Origin of the sequence: Shigella sonnei (assembly GCF_002950395.1) — a bacterium.
GTDB lineage: Bacteria > Pseudomonadota > Gammaproteobacteria > Enterobacterales > Enterobacteriaceae > ECMA0423.
This window is the reverse complement of the sequence record NZ_CP026802.1, coordinates 921783-947284: the sequence shown is the minus strand read 5'-3', so window position 1 is coordinate 947284 and position 25502 is coordinate 921783. Positions and strand designations below refer to the sequence as shown.

The window sequence follows — 25502 nt, the reverse complement described above, 5'->3', positions numbered from 1 at the left end:
GCTCCAGTGGCTTCTGTTTCTATCAGCTGTCCCTCCTGTTCAGCTACTGACGGGGTGGTGCGTAACGGCAAAAGCACTGCCGGACATCAGCGCTATCTCTGCTCTCACTGCCGTAAAACATGGCAACTGCAGTTCACTTACACCGCTTCTCAACCCGGTACGCACCAGAAAATCATTGATATGGCCATGAATGGCGTTGGATGCCGGGCAACTGCACGCATTATGGGCGTTGGCCTCAACACGATTTTACGTCACTTAAAAAACTCAGGCCGCAGTCGGTAACCTCGCGCATACAGCCGGGCAGTGACGTCATCGTCTGCGCGGAAATGGACGAACAGTGGGGCTATGTCGGGGCTAAATCGCGCCAGCGCTGGCTGTTTTACGCGTATGACAGTCTCCGGAAGACGGTTGTTGCGCACGTATTCGGTGAACGCACTATGGCGACGCTGGGGCGTCTTATGAGCCTGCTGTCACCCTTTGACGTGGTGATATGGATGACGGATGGCTGGCCGCTGTATGAATCCCGCCTGAAGGGAAAGCTGCACGTAATCAGCAAGCGATATACGCAGCGAATTGAGCGGCATAACCTGAATCTGAGGCAGCACCTGGCACGGCTGGGACGGAAGTCGCTGTCGTTCTCAAAATCGGTGGAGCTGCATGACAAAGTCATCGGGCATTATCTGAACATAAAACACTATCAATAAGTTGGAGTCATTACCCGATATCCTGCTGAGAACATAAACACCCACGGATCGAGGCGTACGCTATCATGTTGCTGTGCACCGCCCAGTTTATAATTGGCGATGGTATCGATATCCATGTACCACACTGACATGTTTTAAAAAATGCAATAAGACATTGTATCTGAAAGAAAAAACAGGATTTTGAGGCGCTTTTTTATACCGTTTTTCCGTGTTTTTAACTGCCTGATTTTATTGAAATCTTTTTTAGTTTTGCAGAAAGGATTTTTTGCTCGATCGCTTTAATTTTATACATTCCTGATAACGGAAATTTTTTTGCCCGTTGACAGTTTTTGTTCTCCGGGGCTATATTCCTCACACAACCGCAAAATCGGTTGTCGGGATTGGCGTCTCGGATAACATCACAACGCATAGCCGCGTTTGCGGTTTTTTTTGCGTTAAGCATTGCCACATTCGCATTATGGTGGGGCGTGCAGGGGCGGAGAAATCCGCGCCGGGTTTTGTGATGACCGGTTACGCCAACCCTGTACGTCTCACCACCTCCCTGATTGGCGTCAGAGGTGGTGATCATCCAATTAATTGGAGTCATCACATATGAATACAGCTATAACTTTTTCTAACGAGTCACCAAAAGTCTTTTTCAAAGATGGTCGCCTGGTTACCACCTCTCAAGCTGTTGCCGACTACTTCGATAAACAACATAAACACGTTTTAGCTAAGATTGACACACTCGACTGCTCTCCCGAATTTACATCAGCCAACTTTTCGGCCGATGTTCAGACTGTCGAAATTGGCAACGGCGCAGAACGTGAATCACGATGCTACCTGATCACAAAAGACGGCTTCATGTTCCTCGTAATGGGATTTACTGGCAAAAAAGCAGCCAGACTAAAAGAAGCTTACATTGAAAAATTTAACGCAATGGAAGAAGAACTCCACAAACGTCCTCCTGCAGCACAAAACTCCCCCGCCCCAAATAATGGATGCGCATTACTGATCCACTTCGATAAACACGGTCAGGTCGAGTTCACAGAAAAAGTCCCCGCCGATGCGATGGTATGCACTCTGGAACGGTTTAAATTTTATCTGGAGCAACATGGGTGGATCGTTGCCCGTAAAGAACAATTGGTGGAAAGGTTGATGCGGTTTTAATGAATGCAAAACCCCGGATGATCACCGAGGTTAATTTTATCGAGCGTGATTGCCGCTAATCGCCATCGCTCTGATTGAGCGTAAATCATTCAGGTTATTCAGTTCTTCCTTCTGCTCTCGCTGACGTCAATAAATCCCATCATTGCGATCAACCTCATCCTTAACCATTGATGCGAGCAGTTCTTCCAGTTTCTGCGCTGACAGCTTTACCTGGTGATCTTCAGCATCTTCCCGGGCTATTGTGGTTCGCGCAGTGGCTGATTTTGCTGACATCACCACAGGGGGCAGACGGACCATTGAACCATGGCCTCCGGAACAAATAAGGGCAAAAATAACAACCACTATCGAAAGCTCACAAACTAACCGCAGCACGTTCCTGCATACGACGTGTCTGCGGCATAGGTAATGACTCCAACTTATTGATAGTGTTTTATGTTCAGATAATGCCCGATGACTTTGTCATGCAGCTCCACCGATTTTGAGAACGACAGCGACTTCCGTCCCAGCCGTGCCAGGTGCTGCCTCAGATTCAGGTTATGCCGCTCAATTCGCTGCGTATATCGCTTGCTGATTACGTGCAGCTTTCCCTTCAGGCGGGATTCATACAGCGGCCAGCCATCCGTCATCCATATCACCACGTCAAAGGGTGACAGCAGGCTCATAAGACGCCCCAGCGTCGCCATAGTGCGTTCACCGAATACGTGCGCAACAACCGTCTTCCGGAGACTGTCATACGCGTAAAACAGCCAGCGCTGGCGCGATTTAGCCCCGACATAGCCCCACTGTTCGTCCATTTCCGCGCAGACGATGACGTCACTGCCCGGCTGTATGCGCGAGGTTACCGACTGCGGCCTGAGTTTTTTAAGTGACGTAAAATCGTGTTGAGGCCAACGCCCATAATGCGTGCAGTTGCCCGGCATCCAACGCCATTCATGGCCATATCAATGATTTTCTGGTGCGTACCGGGTTGAGAAGCGGTGTAAGTGAACTGCAGTTGCCATGTTTTACGGCAGTGAGAGCAGAGATAGCGCTGATGTCCGGCAGTGCTTTTGCCGTTACGCACCACCCCGTCAGTAGCTGAACAGGAGGGACAGCTGATAGAAACAGAAGCCACTGGAGCACCTCAAAAACACCATCATACACTAAATCAGTAAGTTGGCAGCATCACCTGCGGCATAATCCCAATGATTACTCCCTGACAGGATTTGCAGGCCACTCAATATCAGGTGCAGTTGATGTATCAACACGATTCAACAATACCCGATATTTATTCCATGCCTCCAGCAACGATCTTTCTTCCTCCGTTGCGATTTCCAGATCTACAGCATCCTGCAGTGGCGCAATATACTCACTAAATTCCTGGATGTAGAACTGTGTGGTGACGGTCTTCCAGCCATTCGGCTCCTGCTGTATCGAAGCATACTAGGCTATTTCAATATCGCTATGCTGCGGCAGCATTTAACCCCTTGTAATTCATCGCCATAATTGATTTAATTCACAAATAAAACTATAACATGGTGAAATCAATGAAAACAAACACAGATGATGGGGCTAAAATTTACACACCACTTACCCTAAAGCTTTATGACTGGTGGGTTTTGGGAGTATCAAATCGGCTTGCATGGGGATGTCCTACAAAGGAACACCTTCTTCCACACTTTCTGGAACATTTAGGTAACAACCATCTGGATATTGGTGTTGGAACTGGGTTTTACCTTACTCACGTACCTGAGAGTAGTCTGATATCTTTAATGGATTTGAACGAAGCTAGCCTGAACGCGGCATCTACAAGGGCTGGGGAATCAAAAATTAAACATAAAATTAGCCATGATGTTTTTGAACCTTATCCCGCGGCGTTACATGGTCAATTTGATTCCATTTCCATGTTTTACCTTCTTCACTGCCTGCCTGGAAATATATCTACAAAAAGCTGTGTAATACGCAATGCGGCGCAGGCCTTAACTGACGATGGAACTCTATACGGAGCCACAATTCTTGGCGATGGAGTTGTGCACAATAGCTTCGGTCAAAAACTGATGCGCATTTACAATCAGAAAGGCATCTTTTCAAACACAAAAGATTCCGAAGAAGGCTTAACACATATACTCTCAGAGCATTTCGAGAATGTTAAAACCAGGGTTCAAGGTACTGTAGTAATGTTTTCCGCTTCAGGGAAAAAATAGCATCCAACCGCAGCACGTTCTTGCTTAAGACGTGCTGCGGCATAATCCCAATGATTACTCCCTGACAGGGTTCGTAGGCCACTCAATATCAGGTGCAGTTGATGTATCAACACGGTTCAGCAACACCCGATACTTTTTCTAGGCTTCCACCACCAGCACGACAAGATGCCGCATACAGTGACCCAGTCAGTCCAGTTTTCAGACAACCAGTGCGTCACCTTTTTGAAGGCGCTTTAAAGCACGTTTTAATCCAGGTCGGCCTGTCCTTGTTCCGCTTAATTTATCTTCAAATATTTGTTCATATCCTGCACAAACAAGAGCGTTTCGTTGCAGGTCTGTATTCTGGTCATTTGTTGATACCCTTACATAGCCAATCAGCACGCTGAATCTCCCGTCCAAAAGCACAAATCATGCCATGCAGGCCAGAAACCGCCATTATCTAAAACCTCGGTTTACAGGAAACGGTAAACAAGGCTGGTAACGCCGTTCAGCGTTCCGGCGATAAAATGACCGGAGAACTGAAAATTGGCACGGTGAATGCGCTGCGAATTTTCAATGATACCTTCGGTCTAATTTTCCGTCGTTCAGAAGATTTTCTTCATTTCATTCCGACGGCTGAAGGACAAGGCGAAAACGGTAATATCGGCCCATTAAGGCCATTCGCTATAAATCTGAGAACAGGTGCTATATCTGTCAGCCACGGGGCCAAAATTAAAGGAGGTCTAGCTATTGGAGCTACTGATAACGCACTGGGTGAAAACTCCATTGTTCTGGGAGATAACGACACCGGATTTAGGCAAGATGGAGATGGTATTATTAGCTTCTATTCAAATGGTTCGCGCATCGGACATATTGATGAGTTAGGATTACATCTTTATAAAGATATTGAATCTAATGGCAGCAATTTTAGATTAAAAAGTAATTACCGCCACCACATTACATTCGCCAACGAAGACGGAAGAATTCGTATGTTTTTGTGGAAAGATAACGGTGGTGATGGTGTTCATATTAATAACGGTTCAGATGGTGGTGGTGATTTCATTTTTAAAACAGATGGGGGATTTGCGCTGGGAAGTGGTGCGCAAGTTGCGTCTAGTGGCGATATTTATGGTTCAGTGTGGGAAAACAACTGGTTAAGCACATGGCTGCATAATCATGTCGTTCGGGATATTCGTCTTGGCAGCATTGAATATAAAAACGTATGGCGCGACTACGGCTTTGGCGATGCGTCAGGTTATGTTTTAACAGCCGCAATTAACAGCAATGCGGATGATATTGTCGACACTGTTGCCAGAAGGCCAATTCAGAAATTGATTGGGGGAATATGGTACAACGTGGGGAGTGTTTAAGATGATGCACCTGAAAAATATTAAGGCCGGGAATCCGAAAACACCGGAACAATACCAGCTAACTAAAAAAGCGGGCGTGGTATGGCTCTTTTGCGAAGATGGCAAAAACTGGTATGAGGAACAAAAGAATTTTCAGCCAGACACCATAAAAATTGCTTACGATGAGAACAACATCATCGTTGCTGTCAGTAAAGACGTTTCAACTATTAATCCTGAAGGGCTAAGCATAGTTGAAGTTCCTGATATTACGGCAAATCGTCACGCAGACAATAACGGAAAATGGATGTTTCTGGATGGTAAAGTAGTAAAGAGGGAATATACAGAACAGGAACTGCAACAACAGGCCGAATCACAAAAGGCCGCATTGCTTTCCGAAGCTGAATCAGTCATCCAGCCGCTGGAACGCGCTGTCAGGCTGAATATGGCAACAGACGAGGAACGCACACGACTGGAAGCATGGGAACGCTACAGTGTTCTGGTCAGCCGTGTGGATACGGCAAATCCTGAATGGCCACAAAAGCCTGAATAAAAATTAAGGCCCGATAGCGGGCCTTCTCTCATTCTGGTTGTTCGGGAAACGTTACTGGCAGGCTGGAGGTGTCTGTGGATTCAACCTTCTGCGCATAGAGCATCCACTCGGTTAATTTTTGTTTATTCTCATCGGAAATGATGCCCAGCTGTAGCTGAGAGTCCCACAGCTGGGTTTTATCCCTGACGAGCTGCAGCAGGCTCTGCTTTTCATTTTCCGCTTGTTGCCTTTGCTCTTCCTCGGTATAAGTTCGCTTTATCACCGCACCATCTTTGAACATCCAGTTGCCCGAAATATCAGCCCGGCGATTTGCTGTAATATCAGGCAACTCAACGACACTTAAACCTTCTGGATTAATTGCTGATACATCCTTGTCTATAGCAATAATTATTCCCTCAACTGTGTAAGCCAGTTTTATTGTATCCTCCTGAAAGTTTTTTAATTCCTCATGCCAATTTTTTCCATCTTCGGACCATAACCAGATAACATCAAAATTCTTTGTTAGCTGGTATTGTTCAACGGTTTTTGGATTACCTGCGACAATGTTTTTTAAATGCTGCATGATTATACCTGCGATACGTTATACCATGTTCCGTTAATTAACTTTTGTATTGGTCTGAATACTGCCGGATCATCACCATCGACTTCACCGATAATACCAAGCCCCGTGATTACATGGCCTGATTTTTCATACATCACGCCTTTCTTCATGGTCTAAACAACTCGTGTGCCAAGTCTGACATCTCTCACATAGCGGGAATCAAAGTTACCGTAATCCGAGGGATTAACACGTCCCGTAATATTTATGGTTTTATTACTTTGAATGCTTCCGGAGACAAAGCGCATAACATGGACGTTATTAGCATAAACATCCAGATTACCATCGCCTTTTTGTTTAAAGCCCGTGTCATTATCACCCAATACAATCGAATTACCGCCAAGAGCACTGGATGTTCCGATACCCAGTGCACCATTCAGTTGACCACCAGATAACGGCAGTGCACCAACATCTCCTGCTGAAGGTTTTCTGGTGGTGTAAAATTCGGACCAGTCGGCTTCAAAACCATAACCATCACGGGCTGAACGATAAAAAATACCGCCATTTTTATAATTAATCCGAAACTGAGCTGCAGGACAACTTCCTTCTCCCATATAAAAATGAATAATTAACGTTGATGCACCACTAATAGTTGCGTTATAGGCTCCGCTACTCCAGTTCCATCCAACTGCTTTATCATTCGCAACGGTGCTTCCTGTTTTCCCTAAGGCAAACGCACCAACATGACTTGCTTTTAATGTGATATCGGAGGAACCATCAAAAGCCACATTGCTTATTTTCCTGGCAGTTTTTAATTTTGCAGCTGTAGAAGCATTGCCGGATAGTTCACCAGAAAGGCCACCGCTGAATGTTTGTCGATTAGTCCAGGTATTCGCTGTACTGAGTAACGGTATTTTCTCCCCGCTTGTGCCGAGTTCTCGTAAACCGAGGTATTCGATAACGGCAGCAACGGTCGATTTCGCAAGAATATCCCGCCCGACTTTTGTCAGGGTTGCCAGGCTGGCGACATCATTCCCCGTAAAATACGGAAACTTGCCTGCCGCAGTAGTAAGTCCGGCCAGCGCCGTCAGGGTGGCATCTTTCGGTTGCTTACCCGCAAGCGCGTTAGTCATGGTGGTCGCAAAATTCGGGTCGTTGCCCAGCGCCGCAGCCAGCTCGTTCAGCGTGTTCAGTGCATCAGGTGACGAATCTACAAGGGCGGCAATCGCAGCCATAACGAAAGCCGTGCTTGCGATTTGGGTATTATTCGTTCCCTGTCGCGCAGTTGGTGTTGTTGGCGTTCCGGTCAGTGCAGGACTATTTAAGGGCGCTTTCTTGTTCGTTTCACCCATTACCGCCTTAACCGCTTTTGGCGTTGCCGCCAGTGACTCGGAAGTGCTGTTGGTCGCACTGCTGAGCTGTACTATCCCCTTTTTCGTCGTGCTCGCATCCTCCAGCGCCACGGCGGATGCAATATCCTCTGCCCGTTTTGCTGCTGTCTCGGCGCGCGTTGCCGCGGATTCAGCAGCAACTTTGCTCTGAGATGCAGCCGTCGCACTGCCTGCCGCCTCTGATGCTTTCGTTGTTGCTGTCGTGGCACTACCTTTCGCTGCTGACGCTTGTCTGGTCGCCTCATCTTTTGAAGCAGACGCAGATGATGCCGATGACGCCGCTGAACTGGCTGACGATGCGGCTGCTGCCTTAGAGGAAGCAGCATTGTCTGCTGAAGTCTTTGCATTTGTTTCAGAGGTTTTTGCTGCAGAAGCAGACCTCGCTGCTGCAGTGGCTTGCTCAGTGGCTTTGCCAGCCTTCGTTGTGGCTGTTGAAGCGGATGATGCGGCGCTTTCTGCCGATTTTCCGGCGGCGGTGGCACTGGCTGAGGCCTGCCCGGCACTTGTTGACGCGGCACTGGCAGATAATGCAGCCGCTGTTTTTGAACCTGCCGCAGCTGAGGCGCTCTGTCCCGCTGCTGTTTCAGAAGACTTAGCGTTCGTCTCGGACGTTTTTGCCGCCTTCGCGGAATTTCCTGCCGCCGTTGCCGAGGAAGCTGCACTACTGGCACTTGATGATGCATTCGTTTCTGAAGATTTCGCTGCCTCTTTTGAGGCCGCCGCACCCCGTGCCGAGGTGGCAGCTTCTGACGCCTTCGTGGTCGCTGTGGATGCAGAAGTGGCTGCCGATTTTTGTGATGCTGCGGCATTCGTTTCTGACGTTTTCGCGGCACTGGCGCTGGTAGCTGCCGCGCTTTTTGATGACTCTGCAGCAGCACTTTTTGCTGCTTCACGGGCCTTTGTCGATGCCGTTCCTGCGCTGGAAGACGCTGACTGAGCCGACGACGCGGCCTGTCCGGCTGACGTGCTGGCGGCACGTGCTGAGGCTGCAGCATCGGTTGCATGAGTTGCCGCCTCGCTGGCTGATTTTTTCGCGGCTGCCGTATTCTGTGCAACCGCGGAGGCGTTACGTGACACCTCTTCCACCATCTGCTCAAAGCGGCGCAGTGCCTCCGGTCGGACATCATCCTCCGTCATGGCACCGAGAAAATCATTCAGCGTACCTGGTCTGGAACCTTCATAGACGGTAATGGTCCCGGCATGTGAAGGCGGAAAACCTTCAACCAGCAGGGTGACGCTGTACTGACCATGCTCAACATCCATGCTGTAACGTCCGGCTTCATCCGGATTTTCAGAGGCCACCGTGTTCACCACCATCGTGCTGCTGGTTCGTCTGGCCTTCAGCACAATGGTGCAGTTCTGTACTGGTTTTCCTGTGCCATCTTTAAGCACGCCAGAAATTTTTACTGTCATACTTTTCCACCAATAAAAAAAGCCCGCAGCAGTGACGCCACGGGCTTCAGGACAGTGTAACTTTACGTTTCCTCAAACGCAGTTCACCCCATAAGGTGGATGAACCTGCGTATCATAACAATATTTACAGAAGATAAATCGGCGTCTGTTGTCAGATACGGTATCCGATACCAACAATAAATGCATCCGTTCGCCAGTCACCACTACCGGAACCTTCATAAGCAAGGTCAATGGTCACGGATTCGGTCGGGTTAAACTGCACGCCAGCCCCCCACGCCAGAGACGTGTTGCTGTGGCGACCGTCATCACTTCCGGTCAGCACATCGTGCGTTTTCCCCTTGTTGTCAGTTACGCGGAGATAATCCCCGGAGAAAGTCGACACACGGCTGTAAGCCACACCCACCATCGCATACGCGCTGAACCATTCATTCACGCGTACAGACGGCCCCGCCATCACGCTGAACCAGCGGTTACGCACGGAATCTTCATGCCAGCGGGTATCGCTGTAGTGCGTTTTTTGCTCATCCTCAGCATTGGCATAACTGAAGGACGTAATCAGCCCCAGCGCGTCCGTAAACTCATAACGGTATTTCACGTTAATCCCGTTCAGATTATCGCTGCCGGGAGCGTTCGTACGGGCATGAAGATACCCCGCGCTCAGTGTGGACTGATGTTCAGACGCCCATGCAGGCGCACCGGATACGGACAGACAGATGGCTGCGGACAAAATGGCTGCACAAACTTTACGCATAATTACCTCTCGCTTTTCTGCAATAAAAAAGGCGCCATTTCTGGCGCCCGTATATGGGTTATAAAATTCAGCTGATACTGATGCCTGCGGTGGCTTTCTTCATCACCACAACCAGCAAATCGCTGATACTTGCTGTGGGATACCAGTTATTCACCAGCCATGCTGACACCGAAAACTCCAGCGTCATGTGGCCGCGACCAGCTGGCATATCAATAACACCACTGTAAATCAGCGTATTATCCAGCGCGGTACGGTTATAAATTTCAGCACCGTTTTTCCGTACTATCAGGCGGCATGACGAATAAATATCGTTATTCTCCCGCTCATGTTTAGCGCCGCTGAATGCCACCGCCGGAATAACAATTTGCCTGTCAAAAGGCTGATCGTCATAAATCCTGACGGTAATGGTCCCTGATGGCCACCGCTCCGGTGCCCGGGAGTCCCGCGGAAAAGCCTTACCCACTGTTTTGACTATATCGCCTTCAATCTGGTTGGCTGACAGTTTCCCCTTAATCTGACAGTTCTCATTAATTGTGACATTGTTGAGCGTCCCGGCGTTCGCATTCACACTGCCACTGATATCTGCATTTTTAGCGGTCAGTTTTCCGTCCGGTGTCAGGGAAAATGCCGGAGGATTACCGCCGCTGGTAATGGTGGGAGCCGTCAGGCGTTTCAGGAACACGTCGTTCATGAATATCTGATCGCCCTGACCAACAAACATCGGCTTTGTGTTGCCATTCGCAGGATTAATCATCGCAATCCTGTCTGCCGCCAGCAGCACCTGACTCTGCATTCCTGCTGGCGTATTCTCAATACCGGCACCGATACCCGCAATATAAAGGCGTCCGTCCTTCATCTGTTGCAGCTTCACAGCCCACATGCTGTTCAGATTATTATTTGTATCAACCTGAACCTTCTGTATCTGCTGGATTGCCGCACTCTGGTCTTTCAGTTTCTTATTGACAGTCTGCGTGATTTCATTGCTGACATCCGTAATGGACGTCCTGATTTCAGCCAGGTCAGGCGCAAGCTGACCGTTATCAATCTGCGTCCACAGCTCCTGAGCCAGATGTGTTTTCCCTATCTCTCCTTTGAAAAAATCCAAGTAACCTTCCGCATCATCGCTCGCCCGACCGACAGCCTCCACGAATGCCGATTTGCCAACGGTGTTCACACTGCGAACGTAAAAATAATAATCATGGCCCGGTTTGATATTGATACTGGCGGCTATCCAGTACAGCGCCGTGCCAAGATAGCGGGCGCTGGTTTCAACCTGCCTGATATCCGCAATCCGCTTTTCCGAGAACCAGAACTCAAACTGTACCGTCGGGTCATAAACGGCAAGATGCGGCGTTGCGGTTATCTGAAAATAGCCCGGCGTCAGCTCAATCCGCGACGGTGCTGCCGGTGCGGCAATCCGGAAGGTGGTGGTGGCAGGTTCACCCTGCTGGCCATAGCTGTTTATCGCCCGCACCGTCAGGGTGTATTCCCCGAGCGGCAGGCCGCTGAAACGGTGCTCCGTGTCTGCGGTGATGGCGGTGGTCACCAGTCTGGCATCCGTTCCCTTACCACTGGTCAGGCGCAGACTGAAGCGCACACCCTTCACCACCCGCGGCGTGTCCCATTTCGCCTGCGCCAGATACTGGCCGTCAGGTGCTGCACTGCCGGTGGGATGACGCTGTTCAGGGAACCTGACTGCGGCTCAAAGCGGGCACCGTTATCCACGATGGCTTCTTTTTCCAGTACGTGCTGCACCGCCGTGATGGCAAAGGTGCCGTCCGTGTTTTCCCGGACGGAGACACAGCGGAACAGGAGACGGCGCAGTGACGGCAGGGAGAGTCCCCACACCATCAGGCAGGGTACTGACCTGTATCCGGTCCGGCGCGGGGTGTTCGGTGATGTCCACACTCACCGGCTTACCGCTGCCGTTAATCAGGTTCACCGTGGCGGCACCGGTCTCCGGAAGTGTCACTTCACGGTCCAGCGTCAGAGTGCGGGTGGCAGCATCAATGGACAGGACACGTCCGCCGGTCAGGGTCCCGGCATAGTCGTTATCACAGATTTCAATGATGTCACCGGGTGTGTGCCGCAGCCCCTGAGACCCGAGCGTGAAATCCACCGTCTGCGTTTCCAGCAGTTCGGTCTTTATCACCCACAGTCCGGCACGGTGGGCCTGACCGCGGCTGGTACAGCCGAACGCGTCCATCTTCAGCAGGTTGCGTCCGTAGCGCAGTATGGCTTCCGGGTCTTCCACCAGTTCCGTGGAGGTCTGCCAGCCGTTCTGCGGGTCGGTATAATTCACCTCCACCGCCGTGTGCCGGTCCTTCAGGGCACTGAAGCTGTAGCGGAAACCCACGCCGTTATCATCCACCACCACATCGCTGTTGGTGTACGGCCACACCACATCCGACGGGCGGTCCTGAACAAACGTCAGCGTCTGGCCGTTCCATACCGGCATACAGCGCATCGCCGAGCAGAAATCACTGAGCACGTCCCATGCCTTACGCTGTTGTGCCAGGTACGCATTGAAGGTCATCCGCGGCTCGGTCTCCCCGAAACTATCCGGGACCGTCTGGTCGCAGTACTGCCCGATGGCATACAGCGCCCACTTGTCCACATCCGCCGCCCCCAGACGTTTTCCCATGCCGTAGCGCGGGTGAGTCAGCATGTCCCACAGACACCAGGCCGGATTGTTGCTGTATGCCGGTTTCAGGCTACCGTCCCAGATACCACTGTACGTGCGTTTTTCCGGGTCATAGTTTGACGGCACCTGGATGATGCGACCGCGGATATGGTAGTTCACCGTCATCTGCTGGCCGCCGAACTGCTCCGCATCCACCTGCAGCCCCACAATGGCCGTGTTCGGGTAGCACTGTTTCACATCGATGATTTCGGTGTATGACGACCACAGCGTCTTATTCTGCAGCTGGTCCGTGGTGCTGTCCGCTGTCTCCCGGACCATCCGGATGTTAAAAGGACGGGGAGGCAGATTATCCAGAATCACCGACGCCAGAAACTGCGAGGTGGTCTTGCCGTTAATGGTGACATCCTTTTCTGTCACCCAGTTACCGTTACGCTGTAACTGAATCAGCAGGCGGACGGATGTCGGGTTTCGGTCACCCTTTGACGTGGTCTGCACCAGTGACTGCACCCCGAAGGTAACCCGCAGGCGGTCAATGTTCGCGGACGTAATGGTGCGCGTCACCGGTTTTGCCTTCGTCACTTCCACGCCCAGTCCGGTTTCAGCACCGGAGGACTCAAAGCCTTCCGGTGGTGTCTGCTCCTGCTCCCCGGCGCGTCAGACCGCCGTCACACCGTGTATCACGGGATTACCGTCCGTGTCCGTCAGCGGGGTTTTGTTCACCAGGATACTCTGCAGTCCCTTCACCGGACCTTCTATCAGTCCCTCACCAATCGCATCAATCACGCTCATCATCTGCGTGGATTTGAGATTATCCTTCGCCTCACGAGGCGTGTGTGCCTTACCGCCACCTTTTCCCATACAGCCTTCCCCTGAATAAATTAACCGCCACTTGCCATTCCGTACAGAAGTCGGATATCCTTCGCCCGAAAAGCATGAAACACATTTCTGCCATGCTAAAGAGAAACCCCGGTATCAGCAGATACCGGGGTTTTCTTTCATGCCCACCGATAATCCTGTTGGTTAAAACCGGTAATGGCATAAAAATTCTGAATATCTTCACATTTTCACAAACTGACTGTGGCGCGTATAATTTCTCTGCGTTAATTTTTTTGTCGTGATATAAGAATAATTCCTTACACTTAATCTTCGTAACTCTCCCGCAGTTCCTGTCCGCGATCACTGCGGGATTTTTTTATTCTTTTTACCCCTGCCGCCCGATAACCACGACCTTTCCGCCCCCGCCTTCATCACGGGTGCTGATGTCCTGGGATATACGGCGGGAGCCAACCAGCATTTCCCCGTAAGGCACCGGCATCGGGTTCCCCTGGGCAATCATGTTATCCAGTGAGGAAAAGTACGTGTTCTGTCTGCCGTTATCCGTTGCGCGGTAATCCGGTGTTTTTGCCTTCGGGGCCAGCATCTGGGCCACACCGCCCAGAATCATGCTGGCTCCAAGTGAAAACAGCATCGTGGTGGCAGAAAAACCACCGGCTGCCAGGGCTGAACCCCATAACGCCATTGATGCCCCGGCAGTGAAGAAAGAGCCCACGATGGCTGCCGCCCCCAGCACAATCTGCAGTCCACCCTTTCCGGCCCCGGCCAGTCGCGGCACAATGTGGATGACCGTTCCCTCACCCAGCTGTTCGTGAAGACGGGCGTACACCGCCTCCGGTGCCGTGTCATAACCGGCAATACGTATCTGGTACCAGCCTTCGTTCATCTGACGGCGAAAGCCCGGCATCTGCATCGACAGGGCGCGAATGGCTTCCGCTGCCGTGTTCACATACAGGCTAAGGCGGCGGCCAAATCGTTGTAAATCCCCGTGAAGGCAGATGCGTGCCAGTGGCGGTGACGCCAGACTGAATGCGTTCGTCGTTGCCATTTTTCGGAATACCTCTCCCGTTTACTCAGTTGTTCAGGCAGATGGTGAAGCAGCTCACCGTTGCCGCAGTAAATGGCGGCATGGTTCGGTACCGAAGCACCAAAGCAGCACAGCAGAATATCGCCCGCCTGTGCAGAGGACAGGGGCACCCGGTAAAAGCCGGTGACCGCCATATTGTCCAGGTAAAGGTTCTGACCGTTGCGCCACCAGTCATCCTCGCGATGAAAATCCGGCATTTCAGTCCCCGCCAGATGATAAGCATCCCGGAACAGCGTGTAACAGTCCGTCACCCCGTGCTCAAAGCGCCGTCCTGTCAGATGTGGCACACAGCGGAATTTGTGAATGTCACCCCGGCAGACCAACCACCAGGGCAGTGCGCTTTTTATCTGCAACCGCCGGTCAGCCTCGCTCAGCCAGGGCAGCCCACCGGGATGACTGTGGACCAGTGCCACAATCTCCCCCTGCATCTCTGCCCGCAGCCAGTCTTCCGGTGCGATACGAAAATACGCCTCCGGCTCTGCGGAAATATTCACACAAGGGATATACCGCTCCCCCTCCGGCGTGCTTATCACGAAGCCGCACGACTCCGCAGGCGCACACCGCCGGGCATGTGCCAGAATCGCTGATTCAGTCTGTGTCATAAACCGGGATTTACTGCGAAAGTTTATTAATGGAAAGGAAACCGCCAAAATTGCCGACATTCCTGCGCAGTTCACACCCGCGCATGCACTTGCTGCATCTGTCCTTACGGATATCCGTGGTGGGGTTGTCGAACTCATCCGCCACCGCAGGACCGTTATACCCGCATTCATCTCCCCGGTAATCCCACATACAGGTGTTCGCCAGCATGATGCGACCGGGAAACAGCGCCCCGTCCGTCTCGGTCGGTGTAGCCAGCACAAACGAGGCCGTCATGGCTGTCAGCTGCGACATCTGCTCCACCACCCAGCGGTCACTCAGCTCCTGCTCCGGGTCCGCCTCCGGATTGCCCGCAACGAAATTCACCGCATCCAGAAAACGGGCATACACCCGGCGGCGGACCACCGTGGCCCCCACCAGACTCTGCAGGTCTTCCGCCATCCCGGTGACCAGACCGAACAGATTGGACACCGTCAGCGACGGTCTGGCACTGCTGCCCCGGCCGTTCATCTCAAAGCCGCTGCCGTCAATCGGGTATGCCTCATACTTACGCCCCTGCCAGGTGACCGGCTCCCCTTTTTCATTCAGCTCATTACAGAAAAAATACCGCTCACCACCCTGTACCGTCAGGTCGATTTCCCAGAGTACCACCCGCGGTGACTGCTCTGACTTAACCGACTCGTTCAGACTTTCTTCGCGAATATCCTGCATCAGTTCACCACCTGCTTAAACTCCGCGCTGAACTCAACGCGCAACATCCCGACCCGCGCAGACCACCCGGCACAGGTCACCTTTATCTGCCGGTATGCATAGGGTGGCTTCCACAAAAATGCCTTCCAGCCACCGTGCTCTGCCAGGAACGCTTCCAGATGCCGGGCCTCCTCCCGGGTCACGGAAAGCGTCACCCTGTATGTTTTCAGGTCAGCATTCAGCCCTGCCGCCATACGCTGTGAGTACCCGTCACCAAAACGCACTTCACGCACCGATGGCTGCGAGTTCACCTCCATATCCGGCTTCACTTTCCAGCGAAAGGTTTTCATCCACCGCTCCCTGATAACATACCGCCATCACGCAACTGCAGCCGGAGTTCATCCTGTGCCCCCTTGCGGGCCATCTCATACACCGCTTTCATCAGCTGCGGCCCTGCCCGCCCGTTGGGGCCGTCGTTCTGAATCACCACGTGATTGTTCTGATTAAAATTAATGCCTTCCGCCCGCCGCATCTGCGCCGGACTTCCGGCACCGCCGACATAACCACCTTCCGCATAGCCCCGCATCAGGCGGTACAGATTGCCGACACCAATCCGGCTGGTCGCCTCCTTCGTGAAGACAAACTCCCCGCGATGAACAATCCCCGCAGGTTCATATTTACCCCCCGTCCCCGTAAATCCCCCGGTCGCGAAATGGAAGTTCGCCGCCGCAGCCTGAATGGCCGTCCCCGTGGAGGCAGACGCACCACCACCGAAAGCACCGCCAATGGCGCTGCCGATACTCCCGACTATCCCCACCATCGCCTGCTTCAGAAAAATCTCTGTCAGCATGGACAGCACAGAACGGGTGAAACCACGCCAGTTCTGTTCGCTGCCGATCAGCATCGCTGCCATATTCTGTGCAATACCGTCAAAGGTCTGCGTGGCCGCGTTTTTAACCTGCGAAAAACTGTCCGTCGCACTTTCCGCCCACTCGCCCCAGCCGGACTTCATCCCGGCCATCCAGCTTCCACGAAGCTGCTCCTCCGCAGACCAGGTGTTCTTCAGTGCAGATGTGGCCTTCGCCAGCGCAGCCGGATTATCACCGTACACCTCACGAAGGCGCTGCTCTTCCGACTCCCGCTGCGCCTGACGGTCGGTGAGTCCGCGGGCTTTTGCGCTGATTGCCGCCTGCTTCGCGCTCTGCTGCTGTTCAAACCGCGCCGCCTGCTGTGCCAGCTCATTCAGCCGTTTCTGGTGTTCAATCTTGTCGCCCAGCTCAGCCAGCTGGCGTTTGTACTCCAGCGTTTCTTTCTCATGGGCCAGCAGGGATTTTTCCTGCTCAGATAACTGCCGTTTCGTGGCGGCCTCTTTCAGGACCACATACTGATTTTCCGCTTTCCATAAATCACGGCGCTGCTGGCTGATTTTTTCATTCGCACCGCTGTGCTTCTCCAGCGTCCTGAGCTCAGTTTCAAGCGCCAGCAGGGCTGCATGCGCCTGGTCTTCCTGGCGCTCACCGGCAGACACCTTCACACCGGACGGCTTTTTCTGCGTCGACTCATAATCCTTTTTTGCCGACGCCATCAGCGTGTTGTAATCCGCCTGCAGGATTTTCCCGTCTTTCAGGGCCTTATTCAGCTCTTCCTGCCGGGCGGTATATTTCTCCAGTGGCGTCAGCAGGCGCTCATACGCCTTCTGCGCCTCTCCGGTATACTTCAGCTGTGACGACTCACGCTCAGCCCTGTCCCTTGCCGCCAGTTCACCGGCTTTTTCCATATCCGACTGCAGCGTTGCCGCTGCCAGACCCAGACGGGCATTTTCCCGGTCATCCCATGCGCCCTGAAGGTTGGCCCGGAAAGAGGAGGTTTTACCGCGGCGCTGGCTCCGACTCTGGTACCACTGCCATTTTTTATCCGCCTCATCAAATGCCTTCTGCGCACTGGCGAGCATATCCGCTGAGGATTCCGGACGACCGATATCCAGAATGGCATCCCACATCGATTTGAATGCCTTCCCTGTTTTATCCGCCCAGGTCTCCAGTGTTCCCATGTTTTCTTTCAGGCGACGGGTCTGCTCATCAAAGCCTTTCGTGGCGATATCGTTCGCCGCCTGCAATGCCCCGGCCTCGTCTCCGGAACGCTGCAGCTGTGCAACATACGCAATCTGCTCTGCCGTCACGTTACGGAACTGGCGCGCCATCGCCATCAGTCCCGACGTCGGGTCAGTGGTCAGCTTCCCGAAGGCTTCAGCGACTTTATCCACCTCCACACCGGATGCAGACGCAAAACGCGCGACACTCTGGTTGATGGCATCAAACTGTTCACCACCACGCACACCGGCATTCACCAGGGCTGCCAGTGACTCTCTCGCCTGGTTAAACGTCAGCCCTGCTGCCTGCCCGGCTCTTGAGAGAGTCAGCATACGATCGGCAGTCAGTCCGGACTGATTACCGGAAAGAACCAGGGTTTTATTAAACGCTGAAAGCGTGGAATCTCCCTGGTACCAGGCGTACACCAGTGCACCTGTCGCCACCGCCAGCGAGGTGACCCCGACCATCGGCAGGGTGATCGCATCGGCAAGCCCCCTGAACATGGGGATCATCCCGCCGAAGGAGTCCTTCACCTGACCGCCCTGTTGCAGCAGGATCAGCCAGGGATTCTGACCACCGGCAAGCTGCGTGGCGATATCCGTAAACTGTGCGGGCAGGGTTCGCATGGCCGCTTTATACTGCCCGACGGAAATCCCGGCTTTTTGTGCAGCCAGCGCCTGGCGGCTCAGGCCCTGTTCAACAGCACTGGCGGTTTTTCTGGCGTCGGTATCCAGACCTGAAAAATGACGCCTTACCCGGCTCATCTGCTCATCGAAACGGACAGCATCCAGACTCAGGTCAATAACAAGATCACCAACCGGCTGGGACATATCTCACACCTCCCGGAATCCCCGCTGAAGCCATCATTAATGCGGCATCATCCACCATGACATCCGCCACATCCGCAGACGATAAAATATCGCGCCCTCCGTCCCCACCGAACCGGACGCCTCCGGCAAGTCCTGCCGCTTTCTGCATCAGCATTTTGTCCTCATCCGGCCTCTCCACCTGCTCTTCCTCATGCCGGGGGACAAGCAGACTGAAATCAGAGGGATGCATATCCGGATCGCAAAAAAACAGGCTGAGTACAGCGTACGTCAGCCCGGAAAAATGCATATCCAGCTGGGTATCCTGAAAATAATGCGTGCGGTAAAAACGGCGCCAGTCGGCATATTCGGTGGATGTCATCCCGGCAAGCATGGCGCGCCAGTCGGGTCTCCCCATCTCACGCGCCAGTCTGAGGGCAAAGTTCAGCTCGCCGTCGAAGACTTTCCCGCAGAAAAATCATCATCAGTCAGCGTGTTATTTTTCGCCACTTCAGTAATATCAGTATCCGGACGAACAGCTTCGATCATCCCGGACAGGCACAACACCACGTCTTCCGCCCGGGCAATGGCATCGGCAGGCCAGGTGGTGAGCACTTCCTGCTCTATCTTCATCACGGCCTCATTCATTGACGGTGACTGCGTTTTCTGTGGATGGTTATGCCACAGGGACATCGCCACCAGAAACGCGCCGGTTCTGACGAGATCTTCCACGCTTACCTGCAGGTTGCCGCTGGATTCTGCCTGTTCTGCACGCCGTTTCAGGAGGGCAAGATGCTCGATACGCTGCAGCGCAGACAATTCGGAAAGCGTGACAGACACACCGTTATATTCAAATTGTTCTGTTTTCAGAAACATGTATTACCTCCGTTTACCCTGCAGCGCCCGCTTCAGTAACGGTGACTTCAGCCACTGCGGCGAACTGACCATTTCCGCTCACCACAGGGATCTGCACCTTACCTGTCGCCACGCCGTTTACCGTAATTGTCATATCTTTCACACTAATGGTGGCTTTCGACGGATCGGCGGAAACCGCTCTGAACGTCTTGTCGGTTGCACTTTCCGGCTCAAAAGAAACCGTCAGGGTGGTTGTTTTCCCTTTTGCCACCGTACCGGATGTCGGCGTCACCTTAATCGCACTGACCGGCGTAATTTTGCTGCGTTCTTCCGCTACAGAAGGTTTACCCACGTTAGTGACTTTCACCGTGCGGGTGATCACTTCTTTCGCCGTCACGGCCTTACCGATACTGCTGACCCAGCCACGAAACACATCCACCGTGCCATTCGGAAAACGGATTTTATAGGCCCGGACATCGCCGCTTTCAAACCAGCCTATAAGCCCTTTCTGGCCTTCCTCTCCCGGTTTCCAGGCCAGCGTAAAACTGGTATCACCTGCAGATTTCTGCCCCTGCCCGGTCGCGCTCCAGTCCGCGTCTTCATCATCCAGGTAGTTATCATCATAGGATTCAGCCGTCATCTCGCCCGGCGTCAGATCCTTCACCTTAGCCAGTCGCTGCCAGTCATCGTCTGACAACGGGTTTGCATAAGCATCAGCCTTGCCGTTGTAAACCCACAGAGTGGTACCGGCACCTTTTACCGGCTCCAGGGGATTTGGTGTTGCCATATCGTCCTCACATCTCGTATGTAATGGAATAAGTCAGATCCGCAGAGCTCCATAACGCCATATCGTCATCACGACGATACTCATAGCCCTGCGTAACCATCGTGGTAATCAGTCCTGCCAGTGCAGGGATCGCAGTCATCGCCGGATAAATCCGGCTTTCCATCCACTGATCGAGCTCCGAATCAGGTACCTGTGCCGGTAAAAACACCTCAATATGCAGTGTGGCCCGCCAGGTATCTGCATCCAGCTCTTCACCGGTATACTCTGCATCCGTCAGATAAACCGCGATCGCAGGAAAATCCTCTTCGTCAAAAACAACGGGGCGACCATCAAACAGCGTCGCCCCGTGTTCATGCTGCTCGAGTGCATCCAGCACTGCGGCACGAATGTCAGTGTGTTTCATCGTTTTATCGCAATCCTCAGTTGTTGTTTCAGCGCGTATGCCAGTTCTTTAGGCAGGCGTTCACGCCGGATACGGTCAACATTCTCATCAAATGCCTGTTTCAGTGGGGCCGCCATCGGGATTTTCACCACCTGAATGGGAAGGCGATTACGCTTTTTCCTTCCCTTGTCGTCATTGCCCTCCTCATATCTGGCCTGGGGAAGACGTTGCATAACATGCCAGCGCCCATTATTTAATCGCTGGATAAATGCCCGCTGATAACGATGCTGACCGGCTTTGAGTATGCTGTTCGGACGACGCCCCAGCATTCTGATCCCCAGCTTAATCACAGGGAGATCACCGCGGTTAACGATAATTCTGGCATTCGGATTTCTGACCGTCGCCCGTTTCAGTCTGGACCGTTCCTTTACCAGTTTCCGTCTCACCCTGGTTTCCCGGGCAACCTGTGACGAAGACTGATTAATCGCCGTTGTGGCCACGCGGTTAATGGTCATTGCAGAAGCAGCCGGAATGGCGTTTTTACGAACCCGGTTCAGATTGTCAATCGCCTGATCAAGCCCTTTTATCGCCATAATTCACCCTGCGTTTATCGTCGCCGGTTAACTGCGGGTGGTTGCCCACGGTTGAGCCAGAGATAACAGCTGCCCCCGTCATCCGGAGATGTCAGCGCCAGTGATATAAGACGGTAATTCGCCATTTGGATTGTCCGCTCCACCCAACATGTTGTTTCCTTAAGGTTCTCACACCAGAAAGGACATCAACATGCTGAGCAGAGAGGACTTTTACATGATAAAGCAAATGCGCCAGCAGGGCGCGTACATCGTCGATATTGCGACTCAGATTGGTTGCTCTGAACGGACGGTCAGACGCTACCTCAAATACCCTGAACCGCCAGCCAGAAAGACCCGCCACAAAATGGTTAAGCTGAAACCGTTTATGGATTACATCGACATGCGCCTGGCAGAGAATGTCTGGAATAGCGAGGTTATCTTCGCGGAGATTAAGGCAATGGGTTATACGGGCGGACGTTCCATGCTGCGTTACTACATCCAGCCCAAACGTAAAATGCGTCCGTCAAAAAGAACAGTTCGCTTCGAAACTCAGCCTGGATACCAGCTCCAGCATGACTGGGGCGAAGTTGAGGTGGAGGTTGCCGGGCAACGGTGCAAAGTTAACTTTGCGGTTAATACGCTGGGGTTCTCCCGCAGCTTCCATGTCTTCGCCGCACCAAAACAGGATGCTGAGCATACCTACGAATCACTGGTTCGCGCCTTCCGCTACTTCGGTGGTTGTGTGAAAACGGTGCTGGTTGATAACCAGAAGGCTGCGGTGCTGAAGAATAACAACGGGAAAGTCGTGTTCAACTCCGGATTCCTGTTGCTGGCTGACCACTATAACTTCCTGCCACGGGCATGCCGTCCACGCAGGGCCAGAACAAAAGGTAAGGTTGAGCGGATGGTGAAATACCTCAAGGAGAACTTCTTCGTCCGGTACCGCAGGTTCGACAGCTTCACTCATGTCAATCAACAACTGGAGCAATGGATAGCCGATGTGGCTGACAAACGGGAGCTTCGCCAGTTCAAAGAAACGCCGGAACAGCGCTTCGCGCTGGAGCAGGAACATCTGCAGCCGTTACCGGATACAGACTTCGATACCAGTTACTTCGATATCCGCCATGTGTCCTGGGACAGCTATATCGAGGTTGGTGGTAATCGTTACAGCGTTCCCGAAGCGCTGTGTGGTCAGCCGGTATCGATACGAATATCGCTGGATGACGAGTTGCGGATCTACAGTAATGAGAAACTGGTGGCCTCACATCGCCTCTGTTCAGCATCGTCTGGCTGGCAGACAGTGCCGGAGCATCACGCCCCGCTCTGGCAGCAGGTCAGTCAGGTGGAACATCGACCACTGAGTGCCTATGAGGAGCTGTTGTGATGCATGAACTGGAAGTCCTGCTGAGTCGCCTGAAAATGGAGCATCTGAGTTATCACGTTGAAAGCCTGCTGGAACAGGCAGCTAAAAAAGAGCTGAACTACCGGGAGTTCCTGTGCATGGCGCTACAGCAGGAATGGAACGGCAGGCATCAGCGCGGTATGGAGTCCAGGCTGAAGCAGGCTCGTCTGCCGTGGGTCAAAACGCTGGAGCAGTTCGACTTTACCTTCCAGCCGGGCATCGACCGTAAGGTTGTCCGGGAACTGGCTGGTCTGGCGTTCGTGGAGCGCAGCGAAAACGTGATCCTGCTGGGCCCTCCTGGTGTCGGAAAAACTCATCTGGCCATAGCTCTTGGCGTGAAAGCGGTGGATGCGGGACATCGGGTACTGTTTATGCCACTGGACAGACTGATCGCGACACTGATGAAAGCGAAACAGGAAAACCGGCTGGAGCGTCAGCTACAGCAACTGAGTTATGCCCGGGTGTTGATCCTGGATGAAATAGGCTATCTGCCGATGAACAGAGAGGAAGCCAGTCTGTTCTTCCGGCTGAGGTAGCCTGAGTTTAACGGACACTCCTTCCTGAAATAGAATGGCATCAGAAGGAGCTAATAATGAGCAGAAAAACCCAACGTTACTCTAAAGAGTTCAAAGCCGAAGCTGTCAGAACGGTTCCTGAAAATCAACTTTCGATCAGTGAAGGCGCTTCCCGATTATCTCTTCCTGAAGGCACTTTAGGACAATGGGTTACCGCCGCCAGAAAAGGGCTCGGTACTCCTGGTTCCCGCACGGTGGCTGAACTGGAATCTGAAATTCTGCAACTGCGTAAGGCGTTAAATGAAGCTCGCCTTGAGCGAGATATATTAAAAAAAGCAACAGCGTATTTTGCACAGGAGTCGCTGAAAAATACGCGTTAATCGAACAATGGCGACAACAATTTCCCATTGAAGCGATGTGTCAGGTATTTGGTGTATCCAGGAGCGGTTATTACAACTGGGTACAGCATGAACCCTCAGACAGAAAACAAAGTGATGAGCGGCTAAAACTGGAGATTAAGGTGGCACATATCCGCACTCGCGAAACATATGGAACCCGGCGGCTCCAGACGGAGCTGGCAGAGAATGGCATCATCGTTGGTCGTGACCGACTGGCACGTCTTCGTAAGGAGCTAAGGCTACGCTGTAAGCAGAAACGCAAGTTCAGAGCGACTACGAACTCGAACCACAATCTGCCAGTTGCGCCAAATCTGCTGAACCAGACGTTCGCTCCTACAGCACCAAATCAGGTCTGGGTGGCGGACCTGACGTATGTTGCCACACAGGAGGGATGGTTGTACCTCGCTGGCATCAAAGATGTTTATACGTGCGAAATTGTCGGCTACGCCATGGGAGAGCGCATGACAAAAGAGCTGACAGGTAAAGCCCTGTTTATGGCGCTCAGGAGCCAGCGCCCACCTGCCGGGCTAATCCACCACTCTGATCGAGGTTCACAGTACTGCGCATACGATTACCGGGTCATACAGGAGCAGTCTGGTCTGAAAACATCAATGTCGCGTAAAGGTAACTGTTACGACAACGCTCCGATGGAAAGCTTCTGGGGAACGCTGAAAAATGAGAGCCTGAGCCACTATCGTTTTAATAACCGGGATGAAGCCATCTCAGTAATACGGGAATACATTGAGATTTTCTACAATCGTCAGCGTCGTCACTCTCGTCTGGGGAATATCTCCCCGGCAGCCTTCAGGGAAAAATATCATCAGATGGCTGCTTAAAAAAAGAACAAATGGTAGTGTCCGCTATTGCCAGTACACCTCAGTTAGTCAGCTTCTTATCGAACTTGAGCTGAAGGATCTTAAAACAAGTTTCCATAGTGCTCCTGGATTTTCTCTTTTTGGACATTGACGTCTCCACTGGTTTAAACACGGCAATGGAGACTGTGGTGAAAAGAGTTAATTCCCGGAGTGACTGGCGAATTCCAATCAATGATCGGAAGTATGCCAAATCGTGATCGATTGTGATGCCAAACTGTGATCGGAGATGGATGCCAAATCATGATCGATTCGAATGCCAAACTGCGATCGATTCAGATGCCATTTTGCAATCAGCGCCAGAACAGCAGCTGACAGGCCGTATTTGATTTTTGCGCTCATGGATATTTATCAGGATGCTACCAATGAAAGATACTGGAAAGCCAACTGCAAAAAGCTAACAACCCGTAATCGAGTTATCAGAACTGTTAATTTTTATGGTATACCGCGCCTCTGAACAGGGGCGCGTTTCTGGCAACAGCTCGTCCCCTTCACATAACCCGGCAGCAACATCCAAGAAGACCTGTCTGATGCTCCTTCTGGCTGCTGCCTCATAAAACTCCAGCGCGGCACCTTCAACACGGTCCAGCGAGATGTCCAGGTCAAAAATTTCACCGTCAAAGCGTTTTTTGTCCCGTAACGCTAAAGTTACCGTAACTTTATTCTCAAAATTGCGGATCCCTTTCACAATCAGTTCATAGTTTTGAGTCATTGAATTACTCTCCCCGTGCAGCCTTACGACGGTCCTCTCTGATTTTGAAATACAGGTTAGTCAGATATGTCAGCAGCCCAAACAGCAGACTCCCCAGCACGCCTATTGCCGCCCACTGAGACGGGGAAACCCTGTCCAGCAACTGCAGGAACCAGTAGCCCGTTCCCACCGCTGACGTGGTGTATGACACACCTGTTGTGATTTTTTCCATCTGGTACATACCCCGTCTCCCGTTATCCGGAAGCTGAC

General features: G+C 52.3%; 28 protein-coding genes and 7 pseudogenes. 9 read left to right on the top strand and 26 right to left on the bottom strand.

The window, feature by feature from the left end; translation table 11 throughout:
- Positions 1–6 precede the first annotated feature (6 nt).
- A protein-coding gene (locus C1P89_RS05015) for an IS1-like element IS1A family transposase (RefSeq protein ID WP_094096600.1) occupies positions 7–704 on the top strand; the annotation gives its coding sequence in 2 pieces (ribosomal slippage) (positions 7–256 and positions 256–704; 699 coding nt in all).
- Here the strand turns inward: C1P89_RS05015 and C1P89_RS05010 are convergent.
- Positions 698–838, bottom strand: a pseudogene (locus C1P89_RS05010) (OmpW family outer membrane protein); the annotation flags it as partial. The gene C1P89_RS05015 and the pseudogene C1P89_RS05010 overlap by 7 nt on opposite strands.
- Positions 839–1023: 185 nt before the next feature.
- On the opposite strand from C1P89_RS05010, the gene C1P89_RS05005 reads away from it, so the two are divergent.
- Both C1P89_RS05005 and C1P89_RS05000 read left to right on the top strand, forming a co-directional pair.
- On the top strand, positions 1024–1299 hold the full coding sequence (locus C1P89_RS05005) for an ash family protein (RefSeq protein ID WP_001296031.1): 276 nt from the start codon (positions 1024–1026) through the stop codon (positions 1297–1299).
- The gene (locus tag C1P89_RS05000; RefSeq protein WP_001348267.1) at positions 1296–1853 is read left to right on the top strand and encodes a Rha family transcriptional regulator; all 558 of its coding nucleotides are present in this window, start codon (positions 1296–1298) and stop codon (positions 1851–1853) included. Before C1P89_RS05005 ends, C1P89_RS05000 begins: the two co-directional genes overlap by 4 nt.
- Before the next feature lie 36 nt (positions 1854–1889).
- On the opposite strand, the pseudogene C1P89_RS26400 reads toward C1P89_RS05000, so the two are convergent.
- The 3 genes and pseudogenes from C1P89_RS26400 to C1P89_RS04990 form a co-directional block, all read right to left on the bottom strand.
- Positions 1890–2168 (bottom strand): annotated as a pseudogene (locus tag C1P89_RS26400) (DUF4376 domain-containing protein); the annotation flags it as partial.
- A gap of 101 nt (positions 2169–2269) precedes the next feature.
- Positions 2270–2967 (bottom strand): IS1-like element IS1A family transposase gene (locus tag C1P89_RS04995; RefSeq protein WP_094096600.1). Its coding sequence is split into 2 segments (ribosomal slippage): positions 2270–2718 and positions 2718–2967, totalling 699 coding nucleotides; the frame shifts between segments, so codons are not numbered across the junction.
- Positions 2968–3041: 74 nt separating this feature from the next.
- Complete coding sequence (locus tag C1P89_RS04990) at positions 3042–3266, bottom strand: tail fiber assembly protein (RefSeq protein WP_050562835.1); 225 nt, start codon at positions 3264–3266, stop codon at positions 3042–3044.
- Positions 3267–3367: 101 nt separating this feature from the next.
- Between C1P89_RS04990 and C1P89_RS04985 the strand changes: the two genes are divergently transcribed.
- Complete coding sequence (locus C1P89_RS04985; protein WP_000241002.1) at positions 3368–4036, top strand: class I SAM-dependent methyltransferase; 669 nt, start codon at positions 3368–3370, stop codon at positions 4034–4036.
- Here the strand turns inward: C1P89_RS04985 and C1P89_RS26335 are convergent.
- The 3 genes and pseudogenes from C1P89_RS26335 to C1P89_RS04970 all read right to left on the bottom strand — a co-directional run.
- Positions 3981–4118 carry a hypothetical protein gene (locus C1P89_RS26335; RefSeq protein WP_001309429.1) on the bottom strand — a complete coding sequence of 46 codons (138 nt, stop codon included), beginning with the start codon at positions 4116–4118 and terminating at the stop codon, positions 3981–3983. The two genes, C1P89_RS04985 and C1P89_RS26335, sit on opposite strands and share 56 nt — an antisense overlap.
- Positions 4091–4174: pseudogene (locus C1P89_RS04975) on the bottom strand (tail fiber assembly protein); the annotation flags it as partial. The pseudogene C1P89_RS04975 and the gene C1P89_RS26335, both read right to left, overlap by 28 nt.
- Positions 4175–4237: 63 nt before the next feature.
- Positions 4238–4417, bottom strand: a pseudogene (locus C1P89_RS04970) (recombinase family protein); the annotation flags it as partial.
- Between the two features lie 125 nt (positions 4418–4542).
- On the opposite strand from C1P89_RS04970, the gene C1P89_RS04965 reads away from it, so the two are divergent.
- Entirely contained in the window at positions 4543–5385 is an 843-nt protein-coding gene (locus C1P89_RS04965; protein WP_000145463.1) for a tail fiber protein, read from the top strand.
- 1 nt (position 5386) lies between these two features.
- On the top strand, positions 5387–5914 hold the full coding sequence (locus tag C1P89_RS04960) for a tail fiber assembly protein (RefSeq protein WP_000972112.1): 528 nt from the start codon (positions 5387–5389) through the stop codon (positions 5912–5914).
- 28 nt (positions 5915–5942) lie between these two features.
- Here the strand turns inward: C1P89_RS04960 and C1P89_RS04955 are convergent, their stop codons facing one another.
- The 16 genes and pseudogenes from C1P89_RS04955 to C1P89_RS04870 all read right to left on the bottom strand — a co-directional run.
- On the bottom strand, positions 5943–6476 hold the full coding sequence (locus C1P89_RS04955; protein ID WP_001164162.1) for a tail fiber assembly protein: 534 nt from the start codon (positions 6474–6476) through the stop codon (positions 5943–5945).
- Positions 6477–6478: 2 nt separating this feature from the next.
- Positions 6479–6625, bottom strand: coding sequence for a hypothetical protein (locus C1P89_RS25785; protein ID WP_005136983.1), 147 nt, complete (start codon positions 6623–6625; stop codon positions 6479–6481).
- A 3-nt stretch (positions 6626–6628) separates the two neighbouring features.
- A complete protein-coding gene (locus tag C1P89_RS04950; RefSeq protein ID WP_241559017.1) occupies positions 6629–9256 on the bottom strand; it encodes a prophage tail fiber N-terminal domain-containing protein in 2628 nt (875 codons plus the stop codon).
- A 151-nt stretch (positions 9257–9407) separates the two neighbouring features.
- Positions 9408–10007 (bottom strand): Ail/Lom family outer membrane beta-barrel protein, encoded by a 600-nt coding sequence (locus C1P89_RS04945; RefSeq protein WP_001233155.1) that lies wholly within the window; start codon positions 10005–10007, stop codon positions 9408–9410.
- Positions 10008–10074: 67 nt separating this feature from the next.
- Positions 10075–13509, bottom strand: a pseudogene (gpJ, locus tag C1P89_RS04940) (phage attachment tail tip protein J).
- Between the two features lie 343 nt (positions 13510–13852).
- The gene (locus tag C1P89_RS04920) at positions 13853–14533 is read right to left on the bottom strand and encodes a tail assembly protein (protein ID WP_000246350.1); all 681 of its coding nucleotides are present in this window, start codon (positions 14531–14533) and stop codon (positions 13853–13855) included.
- On the bottom strand, positions 14431–15174 hold the full coding sequence (locus tag C1P89_RS04915) for a C40 family peptidase (RefSeq protein WP_000194710.1): 744 nt from the start codon (positions 15172–15174) through the stop codon (positions 14431–14433). Before C1P89_RS04915 ends, C1P89_RS04920 begins: the two co-directional genes overlap by 103 nt.
- Before the next feature lie 10 nt (positions 15175–15184).
- A complete protein-coding gene (locus tag C1P89_RS04910; RefSeq protein ID WP_001335877.1) occupies positions 15185–15883 on the bottom strand; it encodes a phage minor tail protein L in 699 nt (232 codons plus the stop codon).
- Positions 15883–16212 carry a phage tail protein gene (locus C1P89_RS04905; protein ID WP_000847298.1) on the bottom strand — a complete coding sequence of 110 codons (330 nt, stop codon included), beginning with the start codon at positions 16210–16212 and terminating at the stop codon, positions 15883–15885. Before C1P89_RS04905 ends, C1P89_RS04910 begins: the two co-directional genes overlap by 1 nt.
- Positions 16209–18782 carry a phage tail tape measure protein gene (locus C1P89_RS04900; RefSeq protein ID WP_000082341.1) on the bottom strand — a complete coding sequence of 858 codons (2574 nt, stop codon included), beginning with the start codon at positions 18780–18782 and terminating at the stop codon, positions 16209–16211. The genes C1P89_RS04905 and C1P89_RS04900 overlap by 4 nt, the downstream gene beginning before the upstream one ends.
- Positions 18763–19176: a phage tail assembly protein T gene (locus C1P89_RS04895; RefSeq protein ID WP_001528985.1), complete on the bottom strand. Its 414-nt coding sequence runs from the start codon at positions 19174–19176 to the stop codon at positions 18763–18765. The genes C1P89_RS04900 and C1P89_RS04895 overlap by 20 nt, the downstream gene beginning before the upstream one ends.
- Before the next feature lie 26 nt (positions 19177–19202).
- A complete protein-coding gene (gene gpG / locus C1P89_RS04890) occupies positions 19203–19634 on the bottom strand; it encodes a phage tail assembly chaperone G (protein WP_000479116.1) in 432 nt (143 codons plus the stop codon).
- A gap of 13 nt (positions 19635–19647) precedes the next feature.
- Positions 19648–20400, bottom strand: coding sequence for a phage tail protein (locus C1P89_RS04885; protein WP_000235033.1), 753 nt, complete (start codon positions 20398–20400; stop codon positions 19648–19650).
- Between the two features lie 7 nt (positions 20401–20407).
- Complete coding sequence (locus tag C1P89_RS04880; protein ID WP_000683079.1) at positions 20408–20803, bottom strand: phage minor tail U family protein; 396 nt, start codon at positions 20801–20803, stop codon at positions 20408–20410.
- A complete protein-coding gene (locus C1P89_RS04875) occupies positions 20800–21375 on the bottom strand; it encodes a phage tail protein (RefSeq protein WP_000974975.1) in 576 nt (191 codons plus the stop codon). Before C1P89_RS04875 ends, C1P89_RS04880 begins: the two co-directional genes overlap by 4 nt.
- Positions 21376–21389: 14 nt before the next feature.
- A pseudogene (locus C1P89_RS04870) lies at positions 21390–21464 on the bottom strand (head-tail joining protein); the annotation flags it as partial.
- A gap of 101 nt (positions 21465–21565) precedes the next feature.
- Between C1P89_RS04870 and istA the strand changes: the two are divergent.
- The 3 genes and pseudogenes from istA to C1P89_RS04855 all read left to right on the top strand — a co-directional run bounded on the left by istA (position 21566) and on the right by C1P89_RS04855 (position 24505).
- On the top strand, positions 21566–22738 hold the full coding sequence (gene istA / locus C1P89_RS04865) for an IS21-like element IS21 family transposase (RefSeq protein ID WP_000952382.1): 1173 nt from the start codon (positions 21566–21568) through the stop codon (positions 22736–22738).
- A pseudogene (gene istB, locus C1P89_RS04860) lies at positions 22738–23286 on the top strand (IS21-like element IS21 family helper ATPase IstB); the annotation flags it as partial. The gene istA and the pseudogene istB, both read left to right, overlap by 1 nt.
- Positions 23287–23348: 62 nt before the next feature.
- Positions 23349–24505 (top strand): IS3-like element IS600 family transposase gene (locus tag C1P89_RS04855; protein ID WP_087879933.1). Its coding sequence is split into 2 segments (ribosomal slippage): positions 23349–23598 and positions 23598–24505, totalling 1158 coding nucleotides; the frame shifts between segments, so codons are not numbered across the junction.
- A 207-nt stretch (positions 24506–24712) separates the two neighbouring features.
- On the opposite strand, the gene C1P89_RS25780 is transcribed toward C1P89_RS04855, so the two are convergent.
- From C1P89_RS25780 to C1P89_RS04840, 3 genes are read right to left on the bottom strand one after another with little or no spacing between them, the layout of a single operon-like run.
- Entirely contained in the window at positions 24713–24883 is a 171-nt protein-coding gene (locus tag C1P89_RS25780; RefSeq protein WP_005146610.1) for a hypothetical protein, read from the bottom strand.
- A 55-nt stretch (positions 24884–24938) separates the two neighbouring features.
- The gene (locus tag C1P89_RS04845) at positions 24939–25253 is read right to left on the bottom strand and encodes a YdfR family protein (protein ID WP_000193273.1); all 315 of its coding nucleotides are present in this window, start codon (positions 25251–25253) and stop codon (positions 24939–24941) included.
- A gap of 4 nt (positions 25254–25257) precedes the next feature.
- A complete protein-coding gene (locus C1P89_RS04840; RefSeq protein WP_000284510.1) occupies positions 25258–25473 on the bottom strand; it encodes a class II holin family protein in 216 nt (71 codons plus the stop codon).
- Between the last annotated feature and the right edge of the window lie 29 nt (positions 25474–25502).